The 21,238-nt window shown below is 42.3% G+C and carries 13 protein-coding genes and 3 pseudogenes; 10 read left to right on the forward strand and 6 right to left on the reverse strand.

Annotated features, from left to right (window positions below):
- The gene (locus V7K30_RS31590) at positions 1 to 2,046 is read left to right on the forward strand and encodes a hybrid sensor histidine kinase/response regulator (RefSeq protein ID WP_335006175.1); all 2,046 of its coding nucleotides are present in this window, start codon (positions 1 to 3) and stop codon (positions 2,044 to 2,046) included.
- Between the two features lie 151 nt (positions 2,047 to 2,197).
- Here the strand turns inward: V7K30_RS31590 and V7K30_RS31595 are convergent, their stop codons facing one another.
- Entirely contained in the window at positions 2,198 to 2,569 is a 372-nt protein-coding gene (locus tag V7K30_RS31595) for a DUF2237 family protein (protein ID WP_335006177.1), read from the reverse strand.
- Between the two features lie 611 nt (positions 2,570 to 3,180).
- Here V7K30_RS31595 and psbA point away from each other — a divergent pair.
- Both psbA and aroC read left to right on the forward strand, forming a co-directional pair.
- Entirely contained in the window at positions 3,181 to 4,263 is a 1,083-nt protein-coding gene (gene psbA, locus V7K30_RS31600; protein ID WP_335006179.1) for a photosystem II q(b) protein, read from the forward strand.
- A 311-nt stretch (positions 4,264 to 4,574) separates the two neighbouring features.
- On the forward strand, positions 4,575 to 5,663 hold the full coding sequence (gene aroC / locus V7K30_RS31605) for a chorismate synthase (RefSeq protein ID WP_335006180.1): 1,089 nt from the start codon (positions 4,575 to 4,577) through the stop codon (positions 5,661 to 5,663).
- 287 nt (positions 5,664 to 5,950) lie between these two features.
- On the opposite strand, the pseudogene V7K30_RS31610 reads toward aroC, so the two are convergent.
- Positions 5,951 to 6,805 (reverse strand): annotated as a pseudogene (locus V7K30_RS31610) (CHAT domain-containing protein).
- On the opposite strand from V7K30_RS31610, the pseudogene V7K30_RS31615 reads away from it, so the two are divergent.
- From V7K30_RS31615 to V7K30_RS31625, 3 genes and pseudogenes are all read left to right on the forward strand, one after another.
- A pseudogene (locus tag V7K30_RS31615) lies at positions 6,758 to 6,940 on the forward strand (HlyD family secretion protein); the annotation flags it as partial. The pseudogenes V7K30_RS31610 and V7K30_RS31615 overlap by 48 nt on opposite strands.
- Before the next feature lie 305 nt (positions 6,941 to 7,245).
- Complete coding sequence (locus V7K30_RS31620; protein ID WP_335006182.1) at positions 7,246 to 12,582, forward strand: trifunctional serine/threonine-protein kinase/ATP-binding protein/sensor histidine kinase; 5,337 nt, start codon at positions 7,246 to 7,248, stop codon at positions 12,580 to 12,582.
- Between the two features lie 34 nt (positions 12,583 to 12,616).
- A complete protein-coding gene (locus V7K30_RS31625) occupies positions 12,617 to 14,113 on the forward strand; it encodes a hybrid sensor histidine kinase/response regulator (protein WP_335006183.1) in 1,497 nt (498 codons plus the stop codon).
- Between the two features lie 31 nt (positions 14,114 to 14,144).
- On the opposite strand, the gene V7K30_RS31630 is transcribed toward V7K30_RS31625, so the two are convergent.
- The gene (locus V7K30_RS31630; RefSeq protein ID WP_334735277.1) at positions 14,145 to 14,441 is read right to left on the reverse strand and encodes a DUF3288 family protein; all 297 of its coding nucleotides are present in this window, start codon (positions 14,439 to 14,441) and stop codon (positions 14,145 to 14,147) included.
- 315 nt (positions 14,442 to 14,756) lie between these two features.
- Between V7K30_RS31630 and V7K30_RS31635 the strand changes: the two genes are divergently transcribed.
- Positions 14,757 to 17,210: an ATP-dependent Clp protease ATP-binding subunit gene (locus V7K30_RS31635; protein ID WP_335006196.1), complete on the forward strand. Its 2,454-nt coding sequence runs from the start codon at positions 14,757 to 14,759 to the stop codon at positions 17,208 to 17,210.
- 621 nt (positions 17,211 to 17,831) lie between these two features.
- On the opposite strand, the gene V7K30_RS31640 is transcribed toward V7K30_RS31635, so the two are convergent.
- Complete coding sequence (locus V7K30_RS31640; protein WP_335006185.1) at positions 17,832 to 18,233, reverse strand: fasciclin domain-containing protein; 402 nt, start codon at positions 18,231 to 18,233, stop codon at positions 17,832 to 17,834.
- A 313-nt stretch (positions 18,234 to 18,546) separates the two neighbouring features.
- Positions 18,547 to 18,735, reverse strand: coding sequence for a hypothetical protein (locus V7K30_RS31645; protein ID WP_335006187.1), 189 nt, complete (start codon positions 18,733 to 18,735; stop codon positions 18,547 to 18,549).
- A 406-nt stretch (positions 18,736 to 19,141) separates the two neighbouring features.
- Here V7K30_RS31645 and infC point away from each other — a divergent pair, with 406 nt between their 5' ends.
- The 3 genes from infC to V7K30_RS31660 all read left to right on the forward strand — a co-directional run bounded on the left by infC (position 19,142) and on the right by V7K30_RS31660 (position 20,531).
- Positions 19,142 to 19,675 carry a translation initiation factor IF-3 gene (infC, locus tag V7K30_RS31650; protein ID WP_335006189.1) on the forward strand — a complete coding sequence of 178 codons (534 nt, stop codon included), beginning with the start codon at positions 19,142 to 19,144 and terminating at the stop codon, positions 19,673 to 19,675.
- A 96-nt stretch (positions 19,676 to 19,771) separates the two neighbouring features.
- Entirely contained in the window at positions 19,772 to 20,116 is a 345-nt protein-coding gene (locus tag V7K30_RS31655; protein WP_335006191.1) for an alpha-amylase family glycosyl hydrolase, read from the forward strand.
- The gene (locus tag V7K30_RS31660; RefSeq protein ID WP_335006192.1) at positions 20,031 to 20,531 is read left to right on the forward strand and encodes an ABC transporter substrate-binding protein; all 501 of its coding nucleotides are present in this window, start codon (positions 20,031 to 20,033) and stop codon (positions 20,529 to 20,531) included. The genes V7K30_RS31655 and V7K30_RS31660 overlap by 86 nt, the downstream gene beginning before the upstream one ends.
- Before the next feature lie 323 nt (positions 20,532 to 20,854).
- Here V7K30_RS31660 and V7K30_RS31665 read toward each other — a convergent pair.
- A pseudogene (locus tag V7K30_RS31665) lies at positions 20,855 to 21,025 on the reverse strand (transposase); the annotation flags it as partial.
- Between the last annotated feature and the right edge of the window lie 213 nt (positions 21,026 to 21,238).

Raw genomic sequence — 21,238 nt, forward strand, 5'->3', positions numbered from 1 at the left:
ATGCAGATGGAACCCAAAGTAAACATCCTCCTAGTGGATGATAAACTAGAAAATTTGCTGGCACTAGAAGCAATCCTGGAAAAACTGGGAGAGAATCTGGTGAGAGCTACTTCTGGGGAAGAAGCTTTGAGGTGTCTGCTGCATCAAGACTTTGCGGTAATTTTGCTCGATGTACAAATGCCAGGGATGGATGGGTTTGAAACTGCTACCTTGATTCGCAATCGGGGGCGATCGCGTCACACTCCAATTATCTTTCTCACCGCCTTTAGCACCAGCGACCAAATGCTGTTTAAAGGCTATGCCTTGGGTGCAGTTGATTATTTGCTCAAACCATTAGACCCTAATATTTTGACTTCTAAAGTCACAGTATTCGTAGAACTATTTAAGAAAACAGAAGCTGTCAAGCAACAAGCAGCGCAACTGGTAGCTGTGAATGCAGAACTCAGGCAAAGTGAAGAACGATTGCGATCGCTAAGTACCTGTTCACCCGTTGGCATTTTTGAAATTGATACTGAAGGAGGATGTAGATATACTAATCCCCGATATCAGACAATTTGTGGCTTGAAAGCGGCAGAGAGTTTAGAAAAAAGCTGGCTAGAATCTGTTCATCCAGAAGATAGAGAACGAGCAGTTGCCAGTTGGTCTAACTACATTCGTGAAGGTCGCGATTACTCTGAAGAGTTTCGCTTTCAAACTGCTTATGGCATCGTCCGTTGGGTACAGGTTCGCTCATCACCGATGCTTTCCGGTCAAGGAGAATTGCTGGGATATGTAGGCACCCTCGAAGATATTACTGAACGCAAACAAGCAGAAGAAGTCCGCGCTCAAGTGATTCGAGAACAGACGGCAAGACAGGAAGCAGAAGCAGCAAATCGGATGAAAGATGAGTTTCTCGCCGTTCTGTCCCACGAACTCCGCACACCCCTAACCTCAATGCTGGGCTGGTCAAAAATCCTCCGCTCTAAGAAACTTGACGACAAAGCCACTTCTCGCGCCCTAGAGGCGATTGAACGCAATGCTATATCTCAGATGCAACTAATTGAGGATATCTTAGATGTATCCCGGATTATCCGTGGTCAGCTGCGGTTAAATGTATCTGCGGTTAATCTGATGTCGGTGATGGAGGCAGCCTTAGAGGCAGTGCGTCCCTTAGCAGAAGCAAAAGATATTAAGTTAAATACTGTCCTGGATACTTCGGTAGGATCAGTTTATGGCGATCCAGCCCGGTTACAACAAGTTGTTTGGAACCTACTAACTAATGCCATTAAGTTTACCCCTAAAGGTGGCAGGGTAGAAGTGAATCTGTCAGTAGTCTGTGGTGAAGAACAACAAACAACTCACAAATACGCCAAAATTGAAGTTACCGATACGGGCATTGGCATCAGTTCTGAGTTTTTACCCAAAGTATTTGAGCGTTTTCGGCAAGCAGACAGCACTACAACGCGATCGCACAATGGACTAGGATTAGGATTAGCGATCGTTCGCCATCTAGTGGAACTGCACAAAGGTACAATCTCTGCCCAAAGTTTAGGCACTGGAGAAGGAGCAACCTTTACTGTGAAACTGCCACTGCTACAAGACAATAGGGGTAACAGGGGGAGTAGAGAAGCCACAGGAGAAATTTCCTCCCCTGTGGCATCAACGCCGCTTGCTGGATTAAGAGTTTTAGTTGTAGATGATGAAGCAGATACCCGTAACTTTCTCAGTTTTATGTTTGAGGAGTATGGGGCTTTTGCCACTGCGGTAGCATCAGTTGATGAAGCGCTAGCAGTCCTTGAACAAGCAAAACCAGATATCCTGATTAGCGACATCGGCATGTCACAGCAAGATGGTTATATGCTGATTCGGAAACTGCGCTCTTTAGAACCAGAAAAAGGCGGACGTATCCCGGCGATCGCTTTAACAGCGTACACGCGAGAGGAAGACCGCTTAGAAGCCCTTTCAGCAGGGTTTCAGCAGCATTTATCTAAGCCAATTGACCCCACTAAATTGATTGCTATGGTTGTCAATGTATTAAAACTACCTCTGGAAGTTCCAGTGAGTTGATTTGGAACTGGGGACTGGGGAGTTGGGGACTAGGGACTGGGGAGTTGGGGGAGCAAGAATTTTTTTAGATTTTAGATTTTGGATTTTAGATTGAAATTTAATCCAAAATTTAAAATCCAAAATCCAAAATTGAATTGCCCTGTTTGCCCAATCAAGACGAAGTTAGGGCATGTTTTTTCAATTCGTCTAGGGAAACCACTTCCAAAGCTCTAGCATGGGTTGCAGAGAGGATGACAGGACAAGCAACGCCAGTATCGAGAGCTTCTTGCCAGCGAGAAGCACACAAACACCAGCGATCGCCAGGCTTCAGTCCAGGAAAATTAGCATCAGGGACAGGTGTGCTCAGGTCGTTCCCCCGCGATTTGGTGAACTCCAGGAATTCTGATGTCACTTCGGCACATACAACATGCGACCCGAAATCCTGACCACCTGTGCGACAAAAACCGTCGCGGTAAAACCCAGTCATGGGAGAAGTGCAGCAGGCTTCTAGGTTTCCACCGATTACGTTTTTAGCTTCTGTCATCGTTAATTCGTTGTACTTGATTTTTTGGCTTCGACATAAGCCTATATTGACACTTCCCTAGTTGAATTAAAATCGATATCCCTTATTAATTCGGAAAAGCAGGGAATTCTAGAATCACTACTCATACCAAGTTGGCAACTTTACGGTTATTAAGAATGGTGCAATATCTCAGTAGAAGTTCCAATAAAAACCCCTGGCTAACTACCAGGGGTAATGCAAGTCAGTACTTTTCGCATGGAATGTATCCTACTCAAATACCATAGCAACCGTCTAATTTATAGATATGCCATTTTGCCAAACAAAAAAAGCCCCCAGTTGTAAGCCGAGGGTTAATTTTTTTTGGAATAGCGGTAATCTACAAAGCTATTATTCCCAGAAGTAGGCAATAGAATCAGAATTTCTACAACTATATATATTGTGATGTCATACAAAAGAGAGCTTCGGCGTATCCTGACCTCGTTGCTTGCTTTTAAATAAGTAAAGCTAATAGCTTCTATCAGCTTTACTGAAGTAATAAAACTTGATTAAAAATTGTAAAGCATTGTAAAGTACATTCACAGGCAAAAACAAAACTGCCTGATTCATAAATAACTAACCGCACTTATAAAACCATGACAGCAACCTTACAACAGCGCTCAAGCGCCAACGTATGGGATCGATTCTGCGAGTGGATTACCAGCACCAATAACCGCATCTACATCGGTTGGTTCGGCGTAGTAATGATCCCCACCCTGCTAGCCGCCACCGCCTGCTTCGTAATCGCCTTCATCGCCGCACCTCCAGTAGACATTGATGGTATCCGTGAACCAGTCGCAGGTTCCTTAATCTACGGAAACAACATCATCTCTGGTGCAGTAGTACCTTCCTCCAACGCCATCGGCTTGCACTTCTATCCAATTTGGGAAGCAGCATCTCTTGATGAGTGGCTCTACAACGGTGGTCCTTACCAATTGGTAGTATTCCACTTCCTGATTGGCATATTCTGCTACATGGGTCGTGAATGGGAACTATCCTACCGCTTAGGAATGCGTCCTTGGATTGCTATAGCCTACTCTGCTCCAGTAGCAGCAGCAAGCGCAGTATTCTTGGTATACCCCATCGGACAAGGTTCCTTTTCAGATGGTATGCCCTTGGGTATCTCTGGAACATTCAACTTCATGATCGTGTTCCAAGCAGAACACAACATCTTAATGCACCCCTTCCACCAATTAGGTGTAGCAGGTGTATTCGGCGGAAGTTTGTTCTCTGCAATGCACGGAAGTCTGGTAACTTCTTCCTTAGTTCGTGAAACCACCGAAACCGAATCCCAAAACTACGGTTACAAGTTCGGTCAAGAAGAAGAAACCTACAACATCGTTGCAGCCCACGGTTACTTCGGTCGGTTAATCTTCCAATACGCTTCTTTCAACAACAGCCGTTCACTGCACTTCTTCTTAGCAGCATGGCCTGTAATCGGCATCTGGTTCACCGCCTTGGGTGTCAGCACAATGGCGTTCAACTTGAACGGTTTCAACTTCAACCAATCAATCATTGATTCTGAAGGTCGTGTGATTGCGACTTGGGCAGATGTAATCAACCGGGCTAACCTGGGTATGGAAGTGATGCACGAGCGCAATGCTCACAACTTCCCCCTAGATTTGGCGGCAGGTGATTTTGCTCCTGTAGCTCTTACTGCTCCTGCTATCAACGGTTAAATAGTAAAGTTTAGCTAAATCGAAAAGCGCTCTCCCGAAAGGGGGGGCGTTTTTTATTTAATAGGACTTACGCAAAACCACACGCTGTAGGGGCAATTCATGAATTGCCCTAAGAAGAAAATCTTTCTTTTCGGCTATTGTTTGCGTAAGTCCTGTTTAAGTTAGCAACAGATAAAGTTGGATAAAAACTCGGAAACACCGTTGCATAAATGTTAAAAAATAGCAGAAAGTTATACAAAGATCAGAGCAAAAACAAACTTTTGCAAGAACTCTAGGTAAAATACATAAGCCTCACCTTTTTCCTCAAAATCATGGGCAACACTTTTGGTCATCTATTTTGCATTAGTACTTTTGGCGAGTCTCACGGCGGCGGTGTGGGGGTTGTGATTGATGGTTGTCCTCCACAACTAGAAATTTCGGCAGAAGAAATTCAAGTAGAACTAGATAGAAGGCGTCCCGGACAAAGTAAAATTACGACCCCTCGGAAAGAAGCGGATACCTGCGAGATTTTATCAGGGGTATTTGAAGGCAAAACACTAGGAACCCCTATAGCAATTTTGGTACGCAATCAAGACACTCGTCCCCAAGATTACGACGAGATGGCCGAGAAGTATCGGCCTTCTCACGCGGATGCAACTTATGATGCAAAATATGGCATTCGCAATTGGCAAGGTGGGGGTAGGTCGTCAGCGCGTGAGACAATCGGAAGAGTAGCAGCAGGTGCGATCGCTAAAAAAATTCTCCGTCAAGTTGCCAATGTTGAAATTATCGCTTACGTTAAGCGCATCAAAGACTTGGAAGGTGTAGTTGATCCAAATACTGTCACCTTAGAACAAGTGGAAAGCAATATCGTCCGCTGTCCCGATGCTGAATGCAGCGATCGCATGATTGAATTAATTGAGCAAACAGGTAGACAAGGTGATTCTATCGGTGGTGTAGTAGAATGTGTGGCGCGAAATGTGCCGAAAGGTTTGGGTGAACCAGTATTTGATAAATTGGAAGCTGATATCGCTAAGGGTGTCATGTCTCTCCCTGCTAGCAAAGGCTTTGAAATTGGTTCCGGTTTTGGGGGAACGCTGCTAACGGGAATTGAACATAACGACGAATTTTATATTGATCAAAATGGTGAAATCCGCACACTAACAAATCGTTCTGGTGGTATTCAAGGGGGGATTTCCAACGGGGAAAATATCATTTTGCGAGTTGCATTTAAGCCGACAGCAACAATTAGAAAAGAGCAGAAGACTGTAACTCGTGAGGGCGAAGAAACGCTATTAGCAGCGAAAGGACGCCATGATCCTTGTGTGTTACCGCGTGCAGTTCCAATGGTTGAGGCAATGGTGGCATTGGTGCTGTGTGACCATTTGTTACGGCATTATGGGCAGTGTAAGGTCTTGTAGGCACTACACTTTGACTGACAAAAAATATTTATTTTCCTGGGGTGGGTATCTTACTTACCCTCACAAAGAATATTTCGACTCTGTTAGTAAGAAGAACTGTGAGTATCCACTTCTATTAATCTCTTCGTCATAAAACTGGTTTTGACCAAGACAAAAGAAATACCAACAAATAATAATGTTAATACTGGCTTATTATTATTTGTTATGATTATACATATATTTTTTAATCTATAACTGTTTTCAACCTCAAATCCACTGTGCCAGCTTTGATAAAATTTGACTATTAGTTACGTGGTTGCTGCATCATCAAGTTTCCATAGAGAACCTATGGCGCTTTGAGATCCGGCTTGGATGGCGATACCAGCCAGACCTAGAGTTTCACAAGCTGTCAAAGTCAATAACTCTATGGGATTATTGCGATCGCGACTATTACTAATTAGTTGATAAAGGTCAGTTATTATTGTCAATTTTTCATTATAAGTCTCGGTTTGGCGAGATTTTTGATGATTTACTTCAACTTTTTTCCCAGTTACCAAGAACGTTTCTCTATCATCAATACCAAACTTGCCGTGTGTTGGTAGATGAATTACTGAGTAAGTATTTTTTTATAACTCTTGTTGCAATCGCTCAGGTGTAAAGTCTTGATCCAGTAAACCTTTGCTTTTAGGTAAACTCGTTGTAATGGTTTTAAGCTCTAATTTAACTTGACTAAGCGGCTCAAAAAATTTTGCACCCGCATCAGTTTCAACGGTAGCTGCCTGTGTCAAGCCGAAAGCCAATATCCTTAATTCTTCAGGGTTATAGCGGATTGGCTTGGTTAGAGTCAGGGCTGGGGTAGTGGCGATCGCATACTTTTCAATCAAGAATTGCTTACCGTCAAACAGCGCTGCCATTGGGATATTGCGAAGAATTCCATCTTGGATAAACACTAAAGTTTCGATTTTCTCTGTTTCTAAATCTTTGATAAAAGGACGAATAAAGCAGTCATATACTTGTTGAGCTTTGGCTTTATAACTGTTTTCCAAATCGGAGCGCTTTTCTAGTTTGACTCGTAAGTCATTGATTGCATCTTTGACCCTACAGGTGCAACTACAACTACTCCCAAAGGTGCTGCCTTCTATGAGGTAACAATTGAACCTCAAAGCCTGTCTTTAGGTCGAGGAAATAAACAATGTTCCATTCCCATTTGAATGGAAGGCAGAGCTGACATTATTTCTAAAGAAGAAACTGTACTCCAATTCTTTTTGAGAAAAGCAAGGCTAATTGTAGATGTATAAGGAATATAGCAATCCTATTTGATTTGCTCTCCACTGAGACGTTCAGATCCCCGACTTCTTTAAGAAGTCGGGGATCTTTTTGTTCCTAATATCATGTCCGCTTGATTGCTTATTAAACTCAGGAGTTCCCCAAAGAGCCAAAGCTATGCTTTGTCTCCCCTCCCGAAGAGCGGGGAGGGGTTGGGGGTGGGGTTCTTTTATTATGGGTAATCTGGCGGACATGATATAAAGTCTCGAAATGGGTACACTAACTCCAACAAAATAACTGGGACAGCATTAACCCACTTTTAAGGAGTACCCAAACTATGCTCACGCTTTCCGGCTATAAAATTATTGACCAAATCTACGACAGCAGCAACTCTCTGATCTATCGAGGCTACAGGGAAGCCGATGACCAACCTGTAATTCTCAAAACCCTGCGAGATGCTTATCCTTCGCCAGAACGTATTGCTTGTTATCAGCGTGAATATGACATTATCCACAATCTCAATCTCACAGGAGTTGTCCAAGTTTACGCTTTGGAAACTCACCAACAACGTCCAGTCTTAGTGTTAGAAGATTTCGGCGGTAGTTCTTTAGCTCAATTGCAACTAGCTGGAAAAATAGAGTTAGAAGAGTTTCTCCAGTTGAGTATTTCTATCGTCGAAATCCTTGGACAAATCCACGCTGCTAACATCATTCATAAAGATATTAACCCCTCAAATATTGTCTTGAACCCCGACACCAGACAAGTTAAAATCATCGATTTTGGTATTTCTACTGTTCTGTCACGAGAAACCCAATCATTCAAAAATCCCAATGTTCTAGAAGGTACTATTGCTTACATTTCTCCTGAGCAAACAGGTCGAATGAATCGGGCGATTGACTATCGTAGTGATTTCTATTCTTTAGGAGTGACCTTTTATAAATTACTAACAACAGAAGTACCGTTTGAAGGAGATGATCCTCTAGCGTTGATTCATTGCCATATTGCTAAACAACCACCAAGTATGAATAAACCTCACCCGCATAAAGCACCCTCTCCTTACCAAGGAGAGGGTTGGGGTGAGGTTTCTTTTTCTATTCCCCAAGTCCTCTGTGATATTGTGATCAAACTGATGGCGAAAAATGCCGAAGACCGCTATCAGTCTGCTTCTGGTATTGAGGCAGATTTAGAACAATGTTTGCGTCAACTGCAAACCAATGGCAAAATTGAGGTGTTTCCATTGGGTAGTCAGGATGTTTCTGATCGGTTTATAATTCCGCAAAAACTCTATGGACGGGAACCAGAATTAGAGACGTTATTGGCGGCTTTCGATCGCGTAGCGTGTCCAGAGGACAATCGCATCGCCAATGGTACAACTGAATTGATGTTGGTTGCAGGCTATTCGGGAGTGGGTAAATCAGCTTTAGTAAATGAGGTTCATAAACCCATTACAGCCAAACGCGGCAATTTTATTACTGGTAAATATGACCAGTACCAAAAAAATATTCCCTACTACGCCATTTCTCAAGGATTCAATGACCTGTGCAATCAATTATTGACTGAAAGCGAATCCGTTTTAAAACAATGGCAAGAAAAAATATTAGCTGCTGTTGGCAATAATGGACAGGTTTTAATTGATGTCATTCCTAATTTAAAATTTGTGATTGGCGAACAACCTCCTGTAGCTCAGGTGGCTGGACAAGAAGCCCAAAACCGTTTTAATTTAGTCTTCCAAAACTTTATCAAGGCTATTTGTCAGGCTGAACATCCCCTAGTTTTCTTCATTGATGATTTGCAATGGGCTGATAGTGGTTCGCTAAAACTGCTCAAGATTATTTTAGGCGATCGCAACATTCAAAATTTACTCATTGTCGGAGCCTATCGAGATAATGAAGTAGATTCAATTCATCCATTGATGATCACTTTGGACGAGATTGATAAAGAGGGAGGAACTGTATCCAAGATTCATTTAGAAAACCTCACCCCAAAAGATGTAAATGCTTTAATTGCGGAAGCATTGGGCTGTTCAATTATCTTTAGTCAGCCATTAACTAATTTGGTTTGCGAGAAAACTCAGGGTAATGCTTTCTTTATCACTGAATTTTTGAAATCTCTCTATACAGATATATTACTCAGCTTTGATTATCCAACAAAGCAGTGGTGCTGGGATTTAGAGCAGATTCAAGCCAAGGACATTACCGATAATGTTGTGGAATTAATGACAAGAAAAATTGTCAATTTGCCAGAAGGCACTCAGAAAAATTTGCAGTTAGCGGCTTGTATTGGTAATAATTTTGATTTGTCTACCTTGGCAGTTATTTCTGAGCAATCAGTCAAGGAAGTCTTAGACCACTTATTACCAGCACTACAAGAAGGTTTAATTGTTTTCTCAAATAATCAATATTACCTGAGAAATTTTGGGGATGAGAAAAAAGCTAGTTATAAATTCCAGCACGATCGCGTCCAACAAGCTGCCTATTATTTGATTCCAGAAGCGCAAAAGCAAGCAACCCATTTACAAATTGGGCGACTGATATTGAGCAATACATCAGCAGCAGAGCAAGAAGAGAAAATTTTTGAAATTGTTAACCAATTAAATATTGGTGCAGAGTTAATTAATACTCAAATTGAACAGGATGAATTAGCTAAGTTGAATTTATTAGCAGGACGTAAAGCCAAAGCATCTGCTGCTTATGAAGCTGCTATGGGATATTTTTTAATCGGCATTAAATTACTAGCAGCAGATTCTTGGCAAACAAACTATGACCAAACCTTGGCATTATTTGAGTCAGCAGCAGAAGCAGCATTTCTGTGCGGTGACTTCACACAGATGAATAGATGTGTAGAAGAGGTACTAGAAAATACTCAAGTTTTGTTAGACAAGGTAAAAGTTTATCAAATTCAAATCCAAGGCTTTTCAATGCAGAATAAATTACTAGCAGCGACCGCAACCGGTCTAGAAGTTCTGCAAGCCTTGGGAATTAATTTTTCCTCTCCTGTAAATCACTCAGAACTGGGCAAAGTGTTACAGCAAACAGCAGATCATCTGGCGGGAAGGGAAGTCGAAGACCTAATCAACCTGCCCCAAATGCGGGAAGCCCACCAACTAGCAGCGATGCAAATTCTTTCCAGCATCATGTCACCTGCCTTTCGGGGAGCGCCTGAGATATTCCCATTCCTTGTTTTAGAGATGGTGAATTTATCTCTGGAACATGGCAATACAGAACTATCAACGGTTGCCTATGTGGCGTACGGTGTAATTCTCTGTGGAGTCTTGGAAGAGATTACATTGGGCTATCAATTTGGTCAACTTGCTTTGAGTTTGTTAGAACGCTACGATGCTCAACATCTCAAATGTTACATCAGCTTTGTATTTAATACTTGCATCCGGCATTGGCAAGAACCACTCCCGCAAACGATCAAGTCTTTAAGGGAAGCTTATCAAATTGGTAGAGACACAGGAGATATAGAATCTTCAGGTAGTTGTGCGGTCGTTTATAGCGTGTATTTATGGGCGATTGGCCAAAACTTGGTGGAAGTTGAACGGCAAATTGCTAACTACAGTCATTCCCTCGGTCAAGTCCAAAACAAAGCGGCTTTTGAGTATCTAGCTATTTATTGGCAGTTAACCTTAAATCTGCTAGAAACAACTGAAAACCCTTGTCTTTTAAGTGGGGCAGCTTATCGGGAGGAGCAAATGTTACCCTGGCATCAGCAAGCTAATGATGGCACTGGACTGGCGTACCTATATTTCTCCAAGTTGTTTCTCTGCTATCTTTTCCAAGATTTCCCGCAGGCCGCAGCCAATGTCCAAGAGTTAGAAAAGTGTCTAAATGCACTAATAGGAAACATAATCGTACCACTTCAGAATTTTTACGCTTCTCTGACGGCGTTAGCTTTATATGCTGATGCACTGCCGTCAGCACAAGCAGGCTTATTAGAAAAAGTCACAGCAAATCAAGCGAAAATGCAGAATTGGGCGAACTACACGCCGACAAATTTATTGCACAAATTTTATTTAGTGGAAGCTGAACGGCATCGAGTTTTAGGACAAAAAGCTGAGGCCATTGAGATGTACGATCGCGCGATCGCTAAAGCTACAGTTCATGAATATCTCAACGAACAAGCGATCGCTAATGAACTTGCTGCCAGATTTTATCTCCAATGGGGTAAAGACAGAATTGCCCAAGATTATCTACTCAATGCCTATTATGCCTACACTCGCTGGGGGGCTAAAGCCAAAGTAGCAGATTTAGAAAAACGCTATCCCCAATTTTTAAACCAAGCCGAAAGAAACTCTCAACTTCCAACCTCTAAAACCATCTCCACCAGTAGTACCAGCATATCAACTTCCTTAGATTTAAAAAGCATCCTCAAAGCCTCCCAAATTCTGGGGCGAGAAATCAAACTCGATACTTTACTGACCAAACTAATGACAATTGTCATCGAAAATGCTGGGGCAGAAAAGGGTTATTTACTTCTCAACCAACAGGGGAAATGGCAGATTGCAGCATCAGGAACAATTGACTCAGATGCAGTTAAAGTCATCGAAACCTTCAGTAAAGCAATATTATCTAATGCTATTATTGATTACGTTGTTCGTACCAAAGATAGTGTTGTATTAAGCGACGCTGCTAATGCAGATAATTTCACTCGTGATTCTTACATTCATCAACAGCAACCTAAATCTATCTTGAGTTTTCCCCTCCTCAATCAAGGCAATTTGATCGGGATTGTCTATTTAGAAAATAATCTCACAACTGGAGCCTTTACCCCAGAACGGGTGGAAGTTCTGAATTTGCTTTCGTCTCAAGCTGCTATCTCCATTGAAAATGCTACCCTGTACAACACCTTGGAACAAAAGGTAACTGAACGAACTCAAGAACTGTCTCAAGCTCTAAAAGACCTGAAAGCTACCCAAAAGCAACTGGTGGAATCTGAGAAAATGGCGGCTTTAGGTGGTCTTGTGGCTGGGATTGCTCATGAAATTAATACACCTGTGGGCACCAGTATCACCGTTGCTTCTACTTTAGCTGACGAAACGCGATCGTTTATTACGGCTGTCGAACAAGGTCAATTAAAGCGTTCAGTCTTAAACAACTATCTGGAGATTGCCAAGGAAAGTACTGACTTGATTCTCAGCAACTTAAATCGTGCCGGAGAACTCGTGCAAAGTTTCAAGCAAGTAGCGGTGGATCAAACCAGTTTGGAACACCGGACATTTTTAGTCAAGCAGTATTTGGAAGAAATTGTCATCAGCCTAAATCCCAAACTCAAACAAGCTTGCCATACCCTGATTGTGACAGGAGATGAAACTGTGATCATCAACAGCTATCCTGGGGCTTTAGCGCAAATTTTCACCAACTTAGTGATGAATTCCTTAACTCATGCCTATCAACTTCATGAATCAGGGCAGTTGCGGATTCAGGTGAAGCCAGAAGGTGAGGCTGTTGTGATTCAATATAGTGATGATGGTTGCGGCATTCCACCAGAAAACTTAAACAAAATTTTTGAGCCTTTCTTCACCACTGCTAGGCAAAAAGGAGGCAGTGGTTTAGGTCTGCATATTGTCTACAACTTAGTTACTCAAAAGCTGCAAGGGACAATTGATGTTCATAGTGAAGTAGAAAAGGGAACCCTATTTACAGTGACACTACCTCTGTCCACAAACTATTAAGTGTTCTTGTTCCTTTTAACAAAGTTGGTTGGCAATGCTTAACGATACCGATATGTTTCTCTCACTGAAAGATGATGAAGTCTTCATATTTGAAGATGATCAAGAGCAGATAAGTGATCACACTCACTTAACTCCGTTGGAGGTAGAGAGTCAGGGACAAGAGACTTCTGAAACTTGGAAAATGATGATTGTGGATGATGATGTTGAAGTCCACCAAGCAACCAAGCTGGCTTTGAGAAGTTTTACCTTTGAGGGCAAACCGTTAAATTTTCTCTCTGCTTTTTCGGGAACAGAAGCCAAAAAGCTGATTGCCGTTCACCCAGATACCGCGTTTATTTTATTAGATGTGGTGATGGAAACTAATGATGCTGGGTTAAGGGTGGTTAAGTATATTCGGGAAGAATTGAAAAATCAGATTGTGCGGGTGATTTTACGCACCGGACAACCGGGAGATGCGCCCGAAGAATCAGTGATTTTTAACTATGACATCAATGATTATAAGTTGAAGGTGGAACTGACTCGCCAAAAGTTAATTACAAGTGCGATCGCTGCTTTAAGGTCATACCGCGATTTAATCACCATAGAAAAACAAACAGCACTATTAACTCAAGCATTGCACGACCTGCAACAGTCACAATACAACAGTTTCGTGCAAAACGAAAAAATGTCGGCACTGGGCAACCTCATTACAGGGATTGCCCACGAAATTAATAACCCGATTAACTTTATTGCCGGCAACTTGAAACCAGCTCAAGAATATATTCACGACTTATTGGCACTAATCGACCTTTATCGGCAAACCTTTCCTGATCCGGGAGCAAAAATTGAGTCAGCGATCGCCAGAATTGATTTAGACTATCTCCAAGAAGATTTACCTAAACTCATCTCTTCCCTGAAAGAAGGTAGCGATCGCATCCGTGGCATCAGCGCCAGTCTCCGCACCTTCTCTAGAGGAGATAGCGATCGCAAGGTTCCTTTTAATATTCATGAAGGCATTGAAAGTACATTACTCATCCTGAACCATCGATTAAAAGCCAATGAGCATCATCCTGACATTGAAGTAGTTAAAGATTATGGGCAAATACCTCAATTAGAATGCTTTCCTGGGCAACTCAACCAAGTATTTATGAATCTGATTGCCAACGCCATTGATGCTTTGGAAGAATCTAACAAAGGGCGTAGTTTCCAACAAATCCAGAATAATCCCAATCGCATCACAATTCAAACCAGCTTGTCTGAAGATCGGCATCACGTCTTGATCCGAATTCAAGACAATGGCCAGGGAATGTCAGAAAATGTCAAGCAAAAACTGTTTGATTACTTATTTACCACCAAGGCAGTAGGCAAAGGTACAGGTTTGGGATTGTCAATTTCCCGGCAGATTGTGGAAGAAAAACATTGTGGACAACTCACGGTGACATCTGAGTTAGGCAAAGGCACAGAATTAGCGATCGTCATTCCAGTGGGGAGTGGGGAGTGGGGAGAGATGCGATTAATCGCCTCTGTTAGGAGTCAAGTGATTAATGCTTAATGCCCAATGCCCAATGCCCAATGCCCCATAACTAATTCCAATCCTGTTCTTCTTTCTTGCCGCGACTTTTGTAAATTCCTCCCAAATCATGAATTTTGCGAGTTTTCTCAAAAAGCTCCGCTTCGGTCAAACCCCACTGCTGCAAGACTTTATCTAGGTCTTTTTGGATGTCTCTCGCCCCTGGAAACCCTTGATAACGCATTCGCAGTCTAGCTAATTCTGCTAAGTTATAGTCTGTCGCCTCTTGAGAGAGTAAAATATCAATAAGGGGGCGATCGCGGTTATAAAGAGGATGTTGTTGGTCTTTACCGGCCGTTGCTTCAGTCATCGTCAGTCTTGAGTGTTGAATGCTAAATCCTGAGTTTTTAGTTTAGCCCAGAGCAGAGGAGCAAAAAAAGCAAAGGTAAATCACCAAACACTGAAGCTTAATTGTTAAATTAACCACTACTCAGTTCCTAGCTACTTTACTCAGCACTCAGCACTCCTATTAGACGGCAACTACACCTGAGGTCTTACGGCTCTCACCACTGCCACTTAACTTTAAATAAAGTTACATTAGTCCTTAAGAAAATACAAAAAACTTTAGATGAGGGTGAATTTTATCTCACCCAAAGTCCAAGCAGCTAGGGAGCAAGAACCCGCTATGTTTGAACACTTCACTTCCGAAGCCATTAGAGTAATTATGCTAGCTCAGGAGGAAGCACGTCGCCTGGGACATAACTTTGTAGGAACAGAACAAATTCTCCTGGGTTTGATGGGAGAAGGAACTGGGGTTGCTGCTAAAGTGCTGGCCGAGTTAGGCGTTACCCTCAAAGATGCCCGTCGCGAGGTAGAAAAAATTATTGGTAGGGGTTCTGGCTTTGTACCACCAGAAATTCCTTTTACCCCCAAGGTGAAAAGCCTCTTTGAGCAATCCTTTAAAGAAGCTCATAGTCTGGGACAGAATTACATTAACACTGAACACTTACTCTTGGGATTGACCGAGGCTGGTGAAGGTGTCGCCGCCAAAGTACTGCAAAATCTAGGAGTTGACTTCAAGAGTGTTCGCAGCGCCATAGTTCGCCGTTTGGGTGAAAATGCACCGACTTTAGCTGGTGGTGGTAGTCAAAAGCGCACCCAACCGCTAACTATGGAAGAGTTTGGCAGGAATTTGACCAAATTAGCACAAGAAGGCAGACTCGACCCCGTAGTCGGTCGCCAAAAGGAAATTGAGCGGGCTATCCAAATTCTCGGTCGTCGCACTAAGAACAACCCAGTGTTGATTGGAGAACCAGGAGTTGGTAAAACTGCGATCGCAGAAGGTCTAGCTCAACGGATTATCAACCAGGATGTTCCCGAAAGCTTACAGGGTAAGCAAGTTATCAGCCTCGATATGGGGTCATTGGTAGCTGGAACTCGCTTCCGTGGCGATTTTGAAGAACGCATCAAAAAAGTCGTGGAAGAAGTCCGCACTGTCGGCAATATCATCTTGGTGATTGACGAAATTCACACCTTGGTTGGCGCTGGTGGTACAGAAGGTGGTTTGGATGCAGCCAATATCCTCAAACCTGCCTTAGCCCGAGGTGAACTCCAGTGCATCGGCGCAACTACCCTCGATGAGTATCGGAAGCATATCGAGCGCGATGCCGCCCTAGAGCGTCGTTTCCAACCAATTATGGTTGGGGAACCCTCAGTAGAGGAAACCGTACAAATTCTCTACGGCTTGCGCGGTGCTTATGAACAACACCACAAAGTCACAATTTTGGATGCGGCACTTGTAGCAGCAGCACAATTATCAGACCGCTATATTAGCGATCGCTTCTTGCCCGACAAGGCAATAGACTTGATTGATGAAGCAGGTTCTCGCGTTCGTCTGCGGAACTCTCAGAGTTCTCCTAATAAAGAACTGAAGCGTGAACTCGCTGGCGTCACCAAAGCTAAAGAAGCAGCAGTCAGAGTCCAAGATTTTGACAAAGCTGGAAGCCTGCGCGACCAAGAGTTAGAACTCGCAGAACAACTGCAAGCAACATTCACACAAAACGAGCAACCTGTCAACTCCACCGTCGTTGACGAAGAAGACATCGCCCAAATTGTTGCCTCTTGGACTGGCGTACCAGTCAACAAGCTAACTGAATCGGAGTCAGAGTTGCTCCTGCACCTAGAAGACACTCTGCACCAACGACTCATCGGTCAAGAGCAAGCAGTCTCGGCTGTATCTCGCGGTATCCGTCGCGCCCGCGTCGGACTAAAAAGCCCAGATCGTCCTATTGCTAGCTTTATCTTCTCTGGCCCTACTGGAGTCGGTAAAACAGAATTGGCGAAGGCACTAGCTGCCTACTTCTTCGGTTCGGAAGACTCGATGATTCGCCTAGATATGTCCGAATACATGGAAAGCCACACCGTCGCCAAGCTAATTGGTTCGCCTCCTGGTTATGTCGGATACGACGAAGGCGGACAACTGACTGAAGCCGTGCGGCGTAAACCTTACACAGTGCTGCTATTCGACGAAATCGAAAAAGCGCACCCCGATGTATTCAATATGCTGCTGCAAATCTTGGATGACGGTCATCTTACCGATGCCAAAGGTCGGAAAGTGGACTTCAAGAACACGCTGATCATTTTGACTTCCAACATCGGTTCTAAGGTGATTGAAAAAGGTGGTAGTGGTTTAGGCTTTGACTTCGACACTCAAGCCGACGCTAGTTACAACCGCATCCGCACCTTGGTAAATGAGGAATTGAAAGCTTACTTCCGTCCTGAATTCCTCAACCGTCTTGATGAGATTATCGTCTTCACCCAGCTTTCCAAGGATGAAGTTAAGCAAATCGCTGAAATTATGCTCCGCGATGTTGCTAGCCGCTTGACAGAAAAGGGAATTATCCTAGAAGTTACCGATCGCTTCAAAGAGCGTGTGGTACAAGAAGGCTACAACCCCAGCTATGGTGCTAGACCATTACGTCGGGCAATTATGCGCCTCCTAGAAGATTCTCTCGCCGAAGCAATGCTGTCTGGTGAAATTACAGATGGAGACACAGCGATTATCGATGTTGATGATGACTCTCAGATAAGAGTAAAAAAATCAGAAAAACGAGAATTACTCTTGGCAAATGTTGGTTAATTTTATACCTGATCACTTTTTGCTGTAATATTTGAGAAATACTCCAGCCTTTTATCTAAGTAGAGGCACAAACAGGGGCATCTCCGACAAACATAAAGTGAAATGGTATTATATTTTTCACCCCTAGTAGAAATACTGGGGGCTTTTTTTATGCAATTTTCTCTTGGATGCAACACACGCTAGGGTAGCAACGGCCAGTGAACTAAAGGCTGCATCAACACAGCGTTTTCTCTTGTCAAAAACGCAGGAGGAAATGGCATTGCACTCTATTGCTGTTACTTTGAGTTTAACTGGATCAATAATATTCGCTCTCATTTGCTCCAGTTCAACCCACCACTAGCAAAGTACCTCAAGTAATGAAGAAGCTCCTACAAACAAATTGGAAATATAGGACTCCGATTTGATTTTTGAAAATATACTGAGACTGAAAAGCCCGTTTTATCAGGGTTTTATCTGAAATATTGTTCATAAATCAGACAGGAGTCCTATATACAACATTAACTACTCAATCTGAATAAGCATATCTAGTTTGGGTCATTTTGATTGCCAATAAAGGCAAAAAATTAAATGCTCATCCGATCGGAATTACAAATTTCAATGAAAGCAAGTGTCTGAACAAAGTTATTCAGGGAATAACACATTATCAATAACATGGATAACACCATTGTCAGCTTCCACATCCGAAGTCACAATGTAAGCATCATTCACCTTAACATCATTCTCAGCATTAACTTTGATATCATTTCCCTCGGTCGTTGTTAGCTTTTGCAACTTAGCTAAATCAGTCGCATTAATCTTGCCAGAAACCACATGGTACTCTAAAACCTTTCTTAACTTAATCACATCCTCTAGGAGTTCTTCTACGGCTCCTGATGGAAGCTTGGAAAAGGCTTCGTCTGTTGGTGCAAAGACAGTAAATGGCCCATCTCCCTTAAGTGCAGTATCAAGACCAGCAGTAGTAATAGCTGTTACCAAGGTGTTGAAAGAACCTGCATTAATTGCAGTATCTATAATATCCGGCATCTGATCTCACCTCAATTGTGTAAAACTTGATGTTAAGAGATTTAACACATAAGTGTATTTTTAGACTAGAAACCTAAGCTAGATTCTATTGAAGAATGCCCCCCGGACAAACAACAGCCCAGTTACAGCAAGCTACTGAGTAATACTGCGATTACAAATCGGAGGTTGATGGGTGTAGAGTGCTGTTTACCCATAAGCAGCGAGGAGCGTGGATTGCTGTGGGTGGAGTAGCAAGAGGAACTGCTGGTAAAACGGGAGCAATTCGTTGTCCATGCAGTTGCCAGAGCTTCGGGGTTGAGGGTGATGGTATAAATTAACCAGTCAACTTAATCACACCTTGGCTCACTAGATATTCAAGCTGAGAATGGTGCTGTGTTTGCTCTCGCAGCAACTTGAGTTGCTCGTAGGTGAGAATGTGTAATCCTGGACGGACAACATAACCTTTAATGGTAATGCTTTGCGGCTGCTGGCTGTCGGTGCGGTTGTAAGTAATTGAAGGCATATTTGCAATTATGAAAGTTAGAACTGAACACAGAAGAGAGTTAGACCCTGCTCTCTATTACAGCTTCACACAAGTTCCTCTTAGAGGCTATTTATAAAGTAAATCAAAAGTTAGGGTGTGTTACGGCTTTCCTATGACGCACCGTCTTACATAGCGGTGCGTCATAGCCGAGAGTCATATTTTTCGTTACAAATCATATCGAAATATGCGCCCAACACACCCTACAAGAATTTTATTTTTACTTTATAAATAACCTCTTAAAGGGTGATTATAGTATAAGCGAATCCCCAAGCACACAGGAGATTCTGAAGATAAGCGATGCTTGTGGGGTGCGGGTTTTGTGAATAGGGAGGAGCAAAGGATTACGTTACAATAGATGGGAGCAACAAAGTCGTGCTAAGTTGGCATGATTGGCATACTACAGCTTTGGAATAAATGGGAGGAAAACATTATCGCAATTCAAAAGCAACTAATTAACTCGCAAATCAAGTCACCCCAAGTTTTCTTGATTGACCATGAAAATAACAATCGTGGTTTGACCGACACATATGAGGCGCTACAGCTAGCTGGAAGCTTAGAGCTTGACCTAGTTTTAGTCTCCGAAGGTAAAGAGGCTCCAGTTGCAAAGATTCTTAATTATGGCAAACTTCAGTATCAAAAGAAAAAGCGTCAGGCCCAAAGTGCTAGACCAGTTGTAAAAGAAGTTCGGTTCGGTCTAAACGTGGGTGTGGCTGATTATAAGTTACGCATTGAACAAGCAATTGGGTGGTTGAGTAAAGGCGATTCTGTGAAGTTTGCTGTTCGTTTACGAGGTCGAGAACATCAATATCGGGAGCAAGCTGGAGAATTACTAGACCGCGTTGTCAGCGATCTTAGTCAAGTAGGTAAAGTTCAATCACTTGATAAACGTTCACTAATTGCTTTAGTCATTCCTGCATAAGGGCGATCGTCATTGGCATTTTGTAGCAGAATGGCGTTAGAAACTTATAAGAGTTGTGCAATTATTTTCTACACAATTTGTGTTTCTCCTGTTTAAATGGCAACAGAAAAGCCCACTGCTATTTTTCATGCATTTAATCAGCAATATAGTCATGTTGAACAGTTTGTTTGTGAGTTAGGTAAGCAAGGATATTCTCACATCCAAACTTCTCCAACCCAAAAATCTAATCCCAGTCGAGAATGGTGGGCACGCTATCAACCCTTAGACTACAGTGTCATTGAAGGTAGAGGTTCACAAGGAGATTTCAAAAAACTTATTACAAAAGCTCACAGTTGTAATGTCAAAGTCATTGCAGATGTTGTTTTCAATCACACTGCTGTACGGCAAAACCCTGATATCTATCTATCATCAAAAGCTTGGTATCTTAGAATTTCCAAATAAACCCAATGGCTTGGCGATGCGCTACTTAATTACGGTTAAGCAAGTGTTTTTGTTTGCCGAGTCCAAGAAACAGAAACTAGCTAAAGAGTTTCTTGCATACTTAATACAACCAGAAGTCATGGGAAATTATCTCAAGGCTTCTGGAGGTCGTCATTTACCAGTCCTAACATCGGCGTGGAAAGATCCTTTTTGGGTAGACTCAAAAGCTCCGTATCTTTCGACTACCGTGAAGATTTTTCTCAATAAAGAAACGCGCCCATTTTATTTTGTTCAAAACCCAGCCTATAGCTTGGTTTTAAAGGAGAATGTCTGGGGTAAAGCTTTGCACAGAATAATTGTAGATGGTATATCCTCCGAGCAAGCAGCTGATGAGGCAATTAAGCAAATAAAGCAGATTTTTGCTCAATGGCAGTAAGCCAGATTTTGGAAACAAAAACTAAATATATTTCTATATCTTCTGTGACTGGATTAATTAAGGAGCGATCGCCTCTAATAAATTTACAGAAGCAATCACCTTCGTCATCAGTTCATCTGTCCTCATTCGTGAGAGCTTAAGGTTATATACTTGCACAACCAGTTATGATTTAGCCGTAGTTTGTATTCTCTGCAAATTTTTGTGAAATAACCAATTTTGTAGAAGAAAGACATAAGCGTTATAGCTCAATTATGGTATTAAAATTTTTCAAATTACTTTGGAGATAAAAACTGAATTGGCTCTTCAGTACTTGTTATGCCAAACTAATAAATAAAATGCCAATTTAATAAGCATCTGACTCTAAAATTTTCAAAGCTTCTAAATCCATAACCAGAACGTTTAATCAGTTTAATCTTGTTATTAATTCCCTCAACCATGCCACTATTTGTACCATTATCAAAGTAAGCAATAATTTCATCATACCAACGAATAATATAGCAATCCGATTTGATTTCTGAAATTATTTGCGTAGGCTGGGAGTAGGGAGTCGGGAGTAGGGAAGAAGCCTCTTTGAGTTGTACTGAGTTTTTTCAAAAATCAAATATGAGTCCTATAGTGTTGTTGCTATTGGGAAAATATTTTTTAGCTCTCGATAACCACATACCTAGTTTAAACACTCCCGCATACCAATCATTTGTCTTATTAAA

It is taken from the genome of Nostoc sp. (genome assembly GCF_036917655.1).
Lineage (GTDB): Bacteria > Cyanobacteriota > Cyanobacteriia > Cyanobacteriales > Nostocaceae > Nostoc.

Bases quoted from the DNA above. Each gene is read 5' to 3' on its own strand.
- V7K30_RS31590 (WP_335006175.1), top strand. From the start codon at position 1: ATGCAGATGGAACCCAAAGTAAACATCCTCCTAGTGGATGATAAACTA.
- V7K30_RS31595 (WP_335006177.1), bottom strand. From the start codon at position 2,569: ATGACAGAAGCTAAAAACGTAATCGGTGGAAACCTAGAAGCCTGCTGC.
- psbA (WP_335006179.1), top strand. From the start codon at position 3,181: ATGACAGCAACCTTACAACAGCGCTCAAGCGCCAACGTATGGGATCGA.
- aroC (WP_335006180.1), top strand. From the start codon at position 4,575: ATGGGCAACACTTTTGGTCATCTATTTTGCATTAGTACTTTTGGCGAG.
- V7K30_RS31620 (WP_335006182.1), top strand. From the start codon at position 7,246: ATGCTCACGCTTTCCGGCTATAAAATTATTGACCAAATCTACGACAGC.
- V7K30_RS31625 (WP_335006183.1), top strand. From the start codon at position 12,617: ATGCTTAACGATACCGATATGTTTCTCTCACTGAAAGATGATGAAGTC.
- V7K30_RS31630 (WP_334735277.1), bottom strand. From the start codon at position 14,441: ATGACTGAAGCAACGGCCGGTAAAGACCAACAACATCCTCTTTATAAC.
- V7K30_RS31635 (WP_335006196.1), top strand. From the start codon at position 14,757: ATGTTTGAACACTTCACTTCCGAAGCCATTAGAGTAATTATGCTAGCT.
- V7K30_RS31640 (WP_335006185.1), bottom strand. From the start codon at position 18,233: ATGCCGGATATTATAGATACTGCAATTAATGCAGGTTCTTTCAACACC.
- V7K30_RS31645 (WP_335006187.1), bottom strand. From the start codon at position 18,735: ATGCCTTCAATTACTTACAACCGCACCGACAGCCAGCAGCCGCAAAGC.
- infC (WP_335006189.1), top strand. From the start codon at position 19,142: ATGATTGGCATACTACAGCTTTGGAATAAATGGGAGGAAAACATTATC.
- V7K30_RS31655 (WP_335006191.1), top strand. From the start codon at position 19,772: ATGGCAACAGAAAAGCCCACTGCTATTTTTCATGCATTTAATCAGCAA.
- V7K30_RS31660 (WP_335006192.1), top strand. From the start codon at position 20,031: ATGTTGTTTTCAATCACACTGCTGTACGGCAAAACCCTGATATCTATC.